This window comes from Sorangium sp. So ce693 (assembly GCF_051521375.1).
GTDB classification, from domain to species: domain Bacteria; phylum Myxococcota_A; class Polyangia; order Polyangiales; family Polyangiaceae; genus Sorangium; species Sorangium atrum.
The window spans coordinates 991,162-1,002,558 of sequence record NZ_CP150347.1 but is presented as its reverse complement, the minus strand read 5'-3'; the positions used below and the strand labels follow the sequence as shown (position 1 = coordinate 1,002,558).

Sequence of the window (11,397 nt, the reverse complement as noted above, 5' to 3'; positions counted from 1 at the left end):
GCAGACTCTATCGCCCGGGCGCGCTGGGCTCAACCCGACAGGCGCTGTACGACCCGATGAGCGCCGGCAGCCTAACCGCGCAGCGCGGCCGTCGCCTGGGGCCGGAGCGCGGGGCGCGGACGGAGCGCCGGGCGCGGACGCTTGGCCATCTCGGCCTTCCTCGGCACGGACGGCCTCGCGCCGGCTCTCCAGGGCTGGAACCGCTCGTCCTTCCACATCACGAGGCCGCCCGAGAGGGGCGCCTCGGGACCCGCGTTCTCCTCGGACCGCAGCCAGACGAGGGGGCGCGCCTCGAAGACGGGCTTCGTGCACGCGATGTCCTCGAACGCCGCGGACCAGGAGCCGGTGTTCCCGAAGAACACCCCGGCTTCCCAGCTCCCCTCCGGGTTGTGGGTGTGCCCGAAGATCACGGCCTTGGCGCCGTGCGCCCTGGCCACGGACCGCGCCGCCCGGTTCACGCCCTTCCAGACAGCGTCGAGCGTGGGCTTCGGCACGGCGCACTCGTACGCGACGAGGAGCGTCGGCGCGAGCAACGCCGCCGCCGCGAGCCCCCCCGGCATCCAGCACAGGCACGCGAGCGCCGCGAGGATCCCGATCGCCGCGAGCCCGAGGCGATCCAGCCAGAGCTCACGCGCCACGCGGCCGAGGCAGTCCTCGGCCGGCCGCGCGAACAGCCGCGCGTGCTTGACCACCGCGGGGAAAGGCGCGCCCGTCTCGCGGGCGGCCGCGGCGAGGTCCGCGCGCCGGAGCGCCCGGCGGCTCGGGTCGCGCCGGCGCACGAGCTCGATCATCGTGCGCAGCGCGCCCACGCCGAAGGCAAACACAAGGGAGCGGCCAGAGAACAGGTAGTACCGCGTCCAGTGCGAGAGATAGCCGAAGCCGGAGAGCATGAACGACGAGTCGACGTGCGGGTTGAAGTACCCCATGCGCGACACGAGCAGGCGGCTCACGAGCGAGCCCATCGTCGGCTGGATCTCCCCCGGCTTCCGGCCGAACGGCGCCATCGGGTAGCGATAACAGCAGTACGAGTCGTACTGATTGCCGTGCTCGACGATGACGCCGTCGTGCGTGCGGTGGAACCAGGCGCGGAAGGCCACCCGCGCCGCGAGCGCCGCGCGGAGCTCCTCGGTCGAGCCCGCCGGAGCGCCACCGTCCCGGGTGGCGAGCTCGCGCATGGCCGCGTCCACGATGCTCCGCTGCACCGCCTCGCGCACCTCGGGCAGCGTCAGCTGGATGTCGTGGTTGCCCGCCACGAAGACCGCTGTGTGCCCGTCCGCGACGATCCGGCCGACGGCCGCGACGAACACCGGATGATCGCGGAGGATGGCCTCCATCGCCGGCACTGCGTGCTCGGCGGTGCGCGGCAGGTCGTGGACAACGCTCTCGTTTCCGATCACCCGAGGCGCATCCAGGTCGAAGATGTCGCCGTTCAGGACCAGCGTGAGCTCGTCGCGCTCCGCGCCGGGCCCCCCGGAGCCGCCCGCCCCCTTCCGGACCTCTCCCCGGAGCGCGTCGAGCATCGCCGCGATCTCCCCGTCCGGGGAGTACGGCGCCTGCCGATAGCGCATCCAGAGGCCGTCGGTCGGCTCGAGCTCACATAGATGGATGTCTGAGATAGCCACCGTGTGATGCATCGGCGGGAAAACTGACATGAGCACGTCTCCACGCCAGCCACAGGACCGTCAAGACTTGGTGTCACCGGGCGTGGAGAGCGCCCTGCTGCAGTGCGCCCGGAGCGTGATCCAAAGCGCAAACACGGTCAGCACACCTGTTCGCCACGGTGCATTCCCGTGAATGTCGCGCGCCCGCCACAGGCGAACTCGGGACGATCGAGCACGAAGAGCATTGAGATCTCGGCTCCTGGATTCTCACCGGGAGAGCCATCGACCGAGCGGCCCCCCTCGGGTTGGGGCTCAGTGGCACCGGGACACATGATGTTGTGGTCGCCCCCTGACGCGGCGAAGCCCTGGCGAGGCCGGCGAGCGGCCCCATCGTTCACTGGGCGGTCGCCGGCGCGATGTTCCGTCCGGGAGCGTGCGAGCCCGGGGGACGCCGGCCTCTGGTACGATGCACACTGGCGGAGCGAGGTGGGCGCAAACCATACTGGCTGGACGGACCGCTGAGCCCGTGTGGTGTTCCGCGGAGGGAGCTCCGCGACAGAGAGGTGACCATGTCGACCCATTTCATCGACGGCAGCTGGGTGACCGGCGCGGGCGAGCCGTTCGCGAGCCGGAACCCCGTGACGCAGGCGATCGTCTTCGAGGGGCGCGCGGCGAGCGAGGAGCAGGTCGACGCGGCCGTGACGGCGGCGCGCGGCGCGTTCGCTGCGTGGCGCGATCGCGGCCTGGACGAGCGGGCGGCGCTGGTGAAGCGGTTCGCGGGCCTCCTGGGCGAGCACAAGGCCCGGCTAGCGGACGTGATCGGGCTGGAGACGGGCAAGCCGCGCTGGGAGGCGCTCACCGAGGTCCAGACGATGATCGGCAAGATCGACGTGTCGCTGATGGCCTGGCGTGAGCGGACGGGCGAGCGTCACGCCGAGGCGGGCGACGCGACGGCCGTGGTGCGGCACCGGCCGCACGGCGTGGTCGCTGTGCTCGGGCCCTACAACTTCCCGGGGCACCTGCCGAACGGCCACATCGTCCCGGCCCTGATCGCGGGCAATTGCGTGGTGTTCAAGCCCTCGGAGCTCACGCCGAGGGTCGCGGAGGAGACCGCGCGGCTCTGGCAGGAAGCGGGCATCCCGGCCGGGGTGCTCAACCTGGTCCAGGGGGGGAGGCGCACCGGCGTCGCGCTCGCCGGTCACCCGGGCATCGACGGCCTCTACTTCACGGGCAGCTCCGGCACGGGGAACGCGCTGCACCGGCAGCTGGCGGGCCAACCGGAGAAGATCCTCGCTTTGGAGATGGGCGGCAACAACCCGCTCATCGTCCAGGAGGTCGCGAACACCGAGGCAGCGATACACCATATCCTCCAGTCGTCCTTCATCTCGGCGGGCCAGCGGTGTACGTGCGCGCGGCGGCTGCTCGTGCCGACGACGCCGGAGGGCGACGCGCTGCTGGCGAGGCTGGTCGACGCGGCGTCCCGGCTCAAGGTGGGCAGGTACGACGACGCCGAGCAGCCCTTCATGGGCGCGGTGATCTCGCTCGCGGCGGCGGATCAGCTGCTCGCGGCGCAAGCGCGGCTGGTCTCGCTCGGCGGCGAGGTGCTGCTGGAGATGCGCCGGCTCGAGGAGGGAACCGCGCTGCTCTCGCCCGGCATCCTCGATGTGTCGGCGATCAAGGAGCTCCCGGACGAGGAGCATTTCGGGCCGCTCGTGCAGGTGCAGCGCTACGAGAGCTTCGATGAGGCGCTCTCGCTGGCCAACCGCACACGTTATGGGCTCGCGGCCGGGCTGATCTCGGATCGCAGGGAGCTTTATGAGCGGTTCTGGCGGGAATCGCGGGCGGGGATCGTCAACTGGAACAAACCGCTGACGGGGGCGTCGAGCGCCGCGCCGTTCGGGGGGGTCGGGAGCAGCGGGAACCACCGGCCAAGCGCGTATTACGCGGCGGACTACTGCGCGTATCCGGTCGCGGGGCTGGAGGCGGCGAAGGTGGCGCTGCCTGGGCAGCTGGCGCCGGGGATGCGGCTCAACAGCTAGAACGGCCGCCGGGGAGAGGGGAGGGGGCGCGCGGGGGCGAGGGGGGCCCTTCCCGCGGACTCGCGCCTTGTTGTGGCTATGGCCGGCTGTACGGGAGAGGGAGATCTGGGGGGACTGGCTGCGGAGCGGGCCGGCGCTCGGATCCGCGGGGCCCTTCCCCCTCGCCCCCGCGCGCCCCCTCCCCTCTCCCCGGCGGCTCCAGGGTGGAAGGGGCGGGGTGGAGGATGGTCTGGAGAAGCGGCGATGGGTTGGGTCAGGAAGCGGAGCTCTGGGGGCCTAGCTCTGTCGGGATAGAGGTGAGGCCGCGCATGCCGGGGTTCATGCGCCAGGTCAGCGGTCCAGGGGAGAGCTCGGCGTCGGGGAAACGGCGCAGGAACGTGGAGATGGCAGCTTGGGCCTCCACACGGGCTAGCGCGGAGCCGGCGCAGTAATGGACGCCCAGGCCGAGCGAGATGTGACGGATGTCCGTGCGGCGGAAGTCGAGTTTGTCGGGGTCGGGGAACTGCGCGGGATCCCGGTTCGCCGCGCCGAGCACAAGGAAGGCGCGATCGCCCTTCGGGATGCGCACGCCGTCGAGCTCGATGTCGTCGAGCGCGACGCGGCTCATCCACTGCACCGGAGAGTCGTATCGGAGCAGCTCCTCCACCGCCGGGCCGATCAGCGACGGGGTGCCGCGCAATGCTTCGCGCTCGGAACGGTGGAGAAGGAGCGCGAGCAGGCCATTGCCGATGAGGTTCTTCGTCGTCTCGTGGCCGCCGAAGAGCAACATGCAGCACGTGGAGAGCAGCTCCTGCTCGCCGAGGATCGTGCCCTGCTCCTCCGCGAGGATGAGCTGGCTGAGCAGGTCGTTGCCAGGGCTCTGCCGCCGGGCCGCGATCACGCCGCGGAAATAGTCCTCCAGCTCGGCCACGGCGCTCAGCGCGCCCCCCGCGATCTCCAGCGTCGGCCGGCCCGCGCCGAGGAAGCCGCTGAGCGCGTTGGACCAGCCCTTCAGCCGGTGCCGGTCCTCGACGGGTACACCGAGCACCTCGCCGATCACGAGCAGCGGCAAGAGGTCGCCGAGATCGCGGAGGACGTCCATCCGGCCCGTCGGGGCGACCGCATCGAGCAGCTCGTTGACCAGCGTCTCCACCCGGGAGCGCAACCCCTCGACGAGCCGCGGCACGAACGCCTTGTTGATCAGCGAGCGGATGCGCGTGTGCTCCGGCGGATCGAGCAGCAAGGCCCACGACGCCAGGTTGCGGCGCAAGGGCTCCAGCCGCTGCCTCACCTCGTCAGGCAGCTTCGTCACGAAGGCGCTGGAGCGCTTCGCCGATAGGCGCGGGTCGCGGAAGCCCGCCGCAACCTGGTCGTAGCGGGTGATGAGCCAGCCGTTGTAAGCCGCGCTGAAGTACACGGGCGCTTCCTGGCGCAACCTGGCGTACACGGGGTACGGGTTCGCGAGGGTCTCCGGCGACTGGAGGCGAAAAGGATCGAGATCAGCGTCCGCCGCTGGATTGGCCGCGGGCGGTGCGTCGGGCTTCGGTGCGTCGGGCGAGTTCATCGGGCCAGGGTACGACGGTCACGCCCGCTTGGGAACCGGCGCGGCCCCCCGCGCGGGCCCGCCCCGGGCCGGCGCGTTGTCTCAGGCGCGAAGGCGGCCAGACGAGGAGGCCGCGCTGGCGAGGAGGCCAGCCTCCCCGCCAGCACACGCGCGCGCGGCCGCCCTGGGCTAGGCCCAGAGCTTGATTCCGCCGAGCAGGCCAGCGACGTTGTCCACAACGACGACGTTCTCGGGCAACCGCGAGGCGTCGAGCAGGCGCGCGTTGCCGCCGCCGAGGTAGAGCTTGCGGTAATTGAAGATCGGCTCGACCTGCGCGATCATCTTGCGCACGCGCTTGTTCCAGCGCTTCGCGCCGATGCGCTTGCACTCGGCGTCGAACACGCGGTCCTCGTACTTCAGGTCCCTCTTTCCGTACGGATGGTGCCCGAGCTCGAGGTTCGGCACGTAGCGGCCGTCGATGTACAGGGCACAGCCGAGCCCCGTACCGAAGGTGAGCACCATCTCGAGCCCCTTGCCCTCGATGACGGCGAGCCCCTGGATGCCCGCGTCGTTGGCGACGCGGGCAGGCTTGCCGAGGCGGCGCTCGACGGCCTCGCCGAGCGGGTAGCCCTTCCACTTCTCGTTGTCGAGGTGCGGCGCCGTCTTGGTCACGTTCTCCATCACGACGCCGGGGAAGCCGATCGAGACGCGATCGAACTCCCCTTGCGCGCGGGCGAGCTCATCGATGAGATCGAGGATGGGGTCGGGCGAGGCCGGATGGGGCGTCGGCACCCGCACACGATCCGTCATCGGATTCCCCTGCTCGTCGAGGATGATGGCCTTGATCCCCGTTCCGCCGATATCGATACAAAGCGTGCGCATGAATCCCTCTGTCTCCCCCCGGAGCTCTTCCTCCGGGGCCGCCGCGGATGCGCTTACGCGCCCGCGTTCGCGGCGGACATAATCTTGAGCTCTGGCTGCGCGTCAACTGCCGCCGCAACGGAGCGCGTCCGCTCGGGCCACGACGCTTCCCGCGCCCACCCCCACCAGCGCCCGCCAGCGCGCTGGCCGCGCCCGTCGATTCCTCGGCCGCCGCGCCGCCCGTCCCCGGGCGGCGCTCAAGGCGAGCCGCAAGCGTCGCAGGCGACGCTCGGCGGCTGCGCGCCGTTCGCGAGCCCGTCGAGCCATCGCACGAGGCGCGTCCCGCGCGACTCGAGGGTGTAAAATTCCGGCCGCCAGAGGATGCAGTGCGCGGTGCCGGCGGCAAGGAACGACCTGAAGTTCGGCGTCGATGCCTCGATTTCGGCGATCTCTGCCCGCATCGCGTCTGACCACGCCTGGGCGTCGCCGCCGCCCATCGCGCTGAAGAAGAAGGCCTGTTCCTCATCATAGGCGGTGTTGTACTGCGACAGGCGCATGTCGGGGTAATGGGCGCCGATCTTCTCGTAGAGCACCGACAGCCGCGCGATCTCGGCCGGATCGAGGCCAGGTATCCACGTGGGATAAGCGCCCTCGGGCTTCCAGGAAGGAAGGCTGTCCCTGAAGAACGTCTCGGTGATGATCCCTGCCCCGCTGTCGGCGAACTCGATGACCGACGCGCTCTTGTAGTGCTCCCGCAGGTGCGCGGACCAGAGGATGGCTCCATACGCGCCCGCGCTGCAGCCCGTCACGAAGATCGTCTCTGGCGCAGGGACGTTCTCGTAGATCCAGCCGAGCACCGCGCGGACGTTGACGGCGCCCTTGTGCTGGATGGTGACGGCCTGGCTCCCCTCCCCATACGTGGCCACGTTGTCGCCCCAGTGGACGTCCCCGGTGCAATAGGGGATGTACACATGGTGCCAGTCCTTGAAGGGGTTGTCCGGGTTCTCATGATCGTAGATCCCGGTCGCCAGGGCGTCGTCGCCGACCGTCTCCTGGAAGAGCGATCCCGCGGCCGAGCAGGTGGTCGCGTTCCAGCACGCGCCGCCGCCGCGGAACTCGACGATGAGGCGATTGACGGTGCCCGGACGGACGAAGTACTTGAAAGGATCACCGCGCGAGCACGTCGTCTCGCCGCCCGGCTCGATGGAGTTCCAGCCCGACGGCAGGCTCAGGATCCCGTCCGGCGGCTCGCGGCTCGGGTCGTCGTGCTCGGCGGACGTGCCCCCACAGCCGAGGACGGCGAGCTGGCAGAGCAGGAGTTGAACCGGCAGGGGCGGAACGATCTTGAATCGCATGGAGGGCAGAGACTACCACTCCACGACGCGCGGGCATCACCCGCCGGTGACGGCCAGCACGGCGGTGCCCTCACGTCATGGCCCAGGGACGTGGTCTGGCCACAGCTGCGCCGCGGCCTCGCTGACCGCGCGGCGGATCGACCCCTCATCGAGGCGGGCTCGGTCGCGCGGCGCGAGGGCGGCACAGATGCCGAGCGCGACGAGGTAGAGGGCGCCGATGAGGCCGATCCAGCGCAGTCCGGACGCACCCAGGCGTGAGATGATCTCGATGGGCACGATCTGCGCGCGGATCTGGACGGTCCCGATCACGAGCACGGCGCGGTCTCCTTCCTGGAGCTCGATATCGACCGGGCCCGTCAAGAGGCGCGCGAGCCCGTCGGCGCCGTGGAGGCGCGCCCGCGTCCGCCGCGGCACGTGCAGCACGTAGCGGGCGCCGATCACCTCCGCGATGACCGGGGCCGCTCTATCGAGCTCCCCCGACGGCACGCGCACGATGGACGCGGGCGTGTCGCCGATGTGCGCGCGCCCCTCGGCCAGCACGTGGCGGACGCCGAGCACGTCTTTGCCTCGGACGGCGACGAGCTCCAGCGCGCGCCGCGCCGTGGTGCTCGCCGCGGGCGGCCGCGACCTCCGGTCGCTGACGGGTTCGGCCGCCGATGCCTCATTAGGCCCTTTCGCCATACTCTCCAGCCCCCTTCGTCGGCCACCGGCGGGGCTCGACTCGACATGTCACCCGAAGACCCTGCCCTCGGCGGCGCCGCCCCGCGCGCTTCCGCATCACTCCCCTTCCCTGGCTCTCTGGCATGGAGCGTTCCGTGGCCGAGCGCGCAGGGACGTGGCGGCCCGACGGCCCGCGCCGGCGCGTGAGGCCCCGGAGAACGCGCCCTGCGACCGCGCGCCGAGGGTCGACCGGGGACGCCCGCCCCGGGGGAGCTCGGCCGCGCGGTCGCAGGGCGCACGGCGCACGACGCACGGCGCACGGCGCGCGGCGCGCGACGCGGCGCGCCGTGCCCCGGAGCTCCGCCCCTATTTCGTGGCGCCCTCCCGGCGCTGGTGTAGATCGCCGCCCGTGAGGAAGCGCCCCCTCGGCAAGACGACCCTTCAGGTCTCGGAGCTCGCCCTAGGCACCTGGGGACTCTCCGGCGACGGCTACGGTGCCATCGCCGACACCGAGATCGATCGCGTCATCGATCGCGCGCTCGCGGTCGGCATCGATCTCTTCGACACCGCCGACGTCTACGGCCGCGGCGAGATGGAGCGCTGCCTCGGCAGGCGGCTCCAGGGCGCCGGCACGACGTTCGTCGTCACCAAGATCGGCACCGTTCGCGACGGCGATCCCCCGACGAAGCGGTTCGACCCGGCCCACCTCCGCACCGCGTTCGAGCGGTCGCAGGAGCGCCTCGCCCGCGAGGTGGTCGACGTCGTGCTGCTCCACAACCCCACCGTGGCCGCGATGCACTCGAAGGAGGCGATCGGCTTCCTGAAGGACCTGAAGCAGGCCGGGAAGATCCGCGCCTTCGGCGTGAGCGCCGGCTCCGCGGACGTCGCCCGCTCCGCGCTGCGCGACGAGGTCGACGTCATCGAGATCGCCTACAACGCCTTCCTCCCCGGCGACCTCCACGAGGTCGCCGGCGACGTCTCCGAGTCCGGCGCGGGCGTCCTCGCCCGATCGGTGCTCGCGCACGGGCTGCTCGCCGGCCAGTGGAGCGCCGATCGCGAGTTCTACCTCGACGATCACCGCTACCAGCGGTGGACCCGCGAGGAGCTCAGGACCCGCCTCCGCCAGCTCGACGCGCTCAGGCCGCTGGTCTCCGGCGCCGTCACCTCGCTCCGCTCGGCGGCCCTGCGCTTCGTCCTCGCGAACCGCGTCGTCTCGTCCGCCGTGCTCGGCCCCCGCTCGGTCGCCCAGCTCGACCAGCTCGTCCGCGAGGCCGGCATGCCCCCCTACCTCCAGGACTCGGCGCTCACGGAGCTCTCCGCGCGCCTCAAGCAGGCAGGGATCGAGGTGTGAGCAGGATGGACCAGAACGACAGGGAGCTCGACGAGATCGTCCGCATCGCGCGCGCCGCAGCGGCGATCGTGATGGACGTGTACGCGACGCCGTTCGCCGTCGAGATGAAGGGCCCCGGCGACCCGGTGACCCGCGCCGATCGCGAGGCGAACGCGCTCATCTGCAGCGCGCTCGAGGCCGCGTTCCCCGGCGAGGCGATCCTCGCCGAGGAGAGCGTCCCGAGCGGCGACGAGCTCGCCGCGCGCCTGCGGAAGGAGCGGGTGTTCTTCGTCGACCCGCTCGACGGCACGCGCGAGTTCGCGGACAGGAACGGCGAGTTCGCCGTGATGATCGGGCTCGCGGTCCGCGGCCGCGCGGCGCTGGGCGTCGTTGTGATGCCCACGACGGGCGAGGCGCTGGCCGGCCGCGCCGGCGAGGGCGGCGCCGCCTTCATCGAGGCGAGGGACGGCAGCCGCAGGCCGCTCCGGGTCTCGGCCGTGAGCGCTCCGGCCGACGCGACGCTCATCATCTCGCGCTCGCACCGGCCGAAGGAGATCGAGCCGCTCCTCGCGCGGCTCGGCATCTCGAAGGTCGTCCCCTGCGGCTCCGTCGGCGTGAAGATCGCCCGGATCGCGACCGGCGAGGTCGACCTCTACGTGCACGGCGGCGGCGGCGCCAAGCTCTGGGACAGCTGCGCGCCCGAGGCGGTGCTCCTCGGGGCGGGCGGCAGCTTCACCGACCTCTCGGGCGCGCCCATCGACTACACCGGCCCCGGGCTCAAGCTCGGCCGCGGCATCATCGCCTCGAACGGCGCCCTCCAGGCCGCCGTCGTCGCCGCGGCGAGGTCGGAGCTCGGCTGAGGCGCGATGCGGGGGCAGGCCGAGATCGTCATCATCGGCGCGGGGATCATGGGCCTCGCGATCGCGTACAACCTCGCGCGGCACCACGGCATCACCGACGTCGTCGTCGTCGACCGGAGCTACCTCTGCGGCGGCGCCAGCGGGCGCAACGGCGGCGGCGTCCGGGCGCAGTTCTCGAGCGAGGGGAACATCCGGCTCATGCAGGAGAGCATCCGCATCTGCCGGGATTTCGCCCGCGAGATGAAGATCAACATCTGGTTCCGGCAGGGCGGCTACCTCTTCCTCGTGCGCAGCGAGGCGGGCCGCCGGACGCTCGAGAAGAGCGTCGCCGTGCAGAACGCGTGCGGCCTCGGGACGCGGATGCTCACCGCCAACGAGGCGCGCGCGATCGTGCCGCAGCTCTCGACCGACGGCGTCGTCGCGGCGAGCTACAACCCCGACGACGGCGTCGTGTTCCCCTGGCCGTTCGTCTGGGGCTACGCCGAGCGCGCGCAGAAGCTCGGCGTCGACATCGCCACCTTCACGAACGTCCTCGGCTTCCGCACGCAGGGCGCGCGGATCGACGCCGTGGTCACCGATCGCGGCGAGATCCGGACGCATCGGGTCGTCAACGCGGCCGGCGCCTGGAGCCCCGAGGTCGCGCGCATGCTCGGCGTGGAGCTGCCCAACCACCCGCACCGCCACGAGATCTGCTCGACCGAGCCGCTCAAGCCCTGGCTCGGCCCGCTCGTCGCGGACCTCTCGAACGGCCTCTATTTCTCCCAGTCGATGCGCGGCGAGATCGTGGGCGGCATCTCCAACGAGGACGTCCCCGACGGCCTCGACATGGGGTCGAGCCACAAGTTCCTCGCCCTGTACGCGCGGGCGCTGGTCGCCGCGTGCCCGATCCTCGGCAGCGTCAAGGTGCTACGGCAGTGGGCCGGCTGTTACGACCTCACCCCGGATCAGAACCCGATCGTGGGCGGGGTCGACGAGGTCGAGCACTTCTACCAGGCCTCCGGGTTCATGGGGCACGGCTTCATGATCGCGCCCGTCATGGGCAAGCTCCTCGCGCAGCACATCGCCGAGGGCGCCTCCCTCCCCCTGTTCGATCGCTGGAACCTGCGGCGCTTCAGGGAGGGCCGGCTCCTCAGCGAGGCGATGATCATCGGCTGAGCGCGTGCCGCGGT

At 71.4% G+C, this 11,397-nt stretch carries 9 protein-coding genes; 4 read left to right on the top strand and 5 right to left on the bottom strand.

Translation table 11 applies throughout. From position 1 onward, the window contains the following. Window positions 1-71: 71 nt before the first annotated feature. Window positions 72-1,622, bottom strand: a complete 1,551-nt coding sequence (locus WMF14_RS03820; RefSeq protein ID WP_437798813.1) for a hypothetical protein — start codon at window positions 1,620-1,622, stop codon at window positions 72-74. 548 nt (window positions 1,623-2,170) lie between these two features. On the opposite strand from WMF14_RS03820, the gene astD reads away from it, so the two are divergent. Further along, complete coding sequence (gene astD, locus WMF14_RS03815; RefSeq protein ID WP_437798812.1) at window positions 2,171-3,640, top strand: succinylglutamate-semialdehyde dehydrogenase; 1,470 nt, start codon at window positions 2,171-2,173, stop codon at window positions 3,638-3,640. A gap of 253 nt (window positions 3,641-3,893) precedes the next feature. On the opposite strand, the gene WMF14_RS03810 is transcribed toward astD, so the two are convergent. From WMF14_RS03810 to WMF14_RS03795, 4 genes are all read right to left on the bottom strand, one after another. Beyond that, the gene (locus WMF14_RS03810; protein WP_272097789.1) at window positions 3,894-5,183 is read right to left on the bottom strand and encodes a cytochrome P450; all 1,290 of its coding nucleotides are present in this window, start codon (window positions 5,181-5,183) and stop codon (window positions 3,894-3,896) included. 168 nt (window positions 5,184-5,351) lie between these two features. Further along, window positions 5,352-6,044 (bottom strand): ROK family protein, encoded by a 693-nt coding sequence (locus WMF14_RS03805; RefSeq protein ID WP_437798810.1) that lies wholly within the window; start codon window positions 6,042-6,044, stop codon window positions 5,352-5,354. Window positions 6,045-6,280: 236 nt separating this feature from the next. Then, a complete protein-coding gene (locus WMF14_RS03800; RefSeq protein ID WP_437798809.1) occupies window positions 6,281-7,378 on the bottom strand; it encodes a pectin acetylesterase-family hydrolase in 1,098 nt (365 codons plus the stop codon). A 75-nt stretch (window positions 7,379-7,453) separates the two neighbouring features. Beyond that, on the bottom strand, window positions 7,454-8,059 hold the full coding sequence (locus WMF14_RS03795) for a hypothetical protein (RefSeq protein ID WP_437798808.1): 606 nt from the start codon (window positions 8,057-8,059) through the stop codon (window positions 7,454-7,456). 388 nt (window positions 8,060-8,447) lie between these two features. Here WMF14_RS03795 and WMF14_RS03790 point away from each other — a divergent pair, with 388 nt between their 5' ends. The 3 genes from WMF14_RS03790 to WMF14_RS03780 are packed head-to-tail and all read left to right on the top strand — an operon-like array spanning window position 8,448 to window position 11,383. After that, on the top strand, window positions 8,448-9,389 hold the full coding sequence (locus tag WMF14_RS03790; protein WP_437798807.1) for an aldo/keto reductase: 942 nt from the start codon (window positions 8,448-8,450) through the stop codon (window positions 9,387-9,389). A gap of 5 nt (window positions 9,390-9,394) precedes the next feature. Next, a complete protein-coding gene (locus tag WMF14_RS03785; RefSeq protein WP_437798806.1) occupies window positions 9,395-10,228 on the top strand; it encodes a 3'(2'),5'-bisphosphate nucleotidase CysQ family protein in 834 nt (277 codons plus the stop codon). Between the two features lie 6 nt (window positions 10,229-10,234). Next, window positions 10,235-11,383, top strand: a complete 1,149-nt coding sequence (locus WMF14_RS03780; protein WP_272097783.1) for an NAD(P)/FAD-dependent oxidoreductase — start codon at window positions 10,235-10,237, stop codon at window positions 11,381-11,383. Window positions 11,384-11,397: the final 14 nt, after the last annotated feature.

What these genes read in the sequence shown, in the direction of transcription:
- astD (WP_437798812.1), top strand. Translation starts at nt 2,171, where the DNA reads ATGTCGACCCATTTCATCGACGGCAGCTGGGTGACCGGCGCGGGCGAG.
- WMF14_RS03795 (WP_437798808.1), bottom strand. Translation starts at nt 8,059, where the DNA reads ATGGCGAAAGGGCCTAATGAGGCATCGGCGGCCGAACCCGTCAGCGAC.
- WMF14_RS03800 (WP_437798809.1), bottom strand. Translation starts at nt 7,378, where the DNA reads ATGCGATTCAAGATCGTTCCGCCCCTGCCGGTTCAACTCCTGCTCTGC.
- WMF14_RS03785 (WP_437798806.1), top strand. Translation starts at nt 9,395, where the DNA reads ATGGACCAGAACGACAGGGAGCTCGACGAGATCGTCCGCATCGCGCGC.
- WMF14_RS03805 (WP_437798810.1), bottom strand. Translation starts at nt 6,044, where the DNA reads ATGCGCACGCTTTGTATCGATATCGGCGGAACGGGGATCAAGGCCATC.
- WMF14_RS03810 (WP_272097789.1), bottom strand. Translation starts at nt 5,183, where the DNA reads ATGAACTCGCCCGACGCACCGAAGCCCGACGCACCGCCCGCGGCCAAT.
- WMF14_RS03780 (WP_272097783.1), top strand. Translation starts at nt 10,235, where the DNA reads ATGCGGGGGCAGGCCGAGATCGTCATCATCGGCGCGGGGATCATGGGC.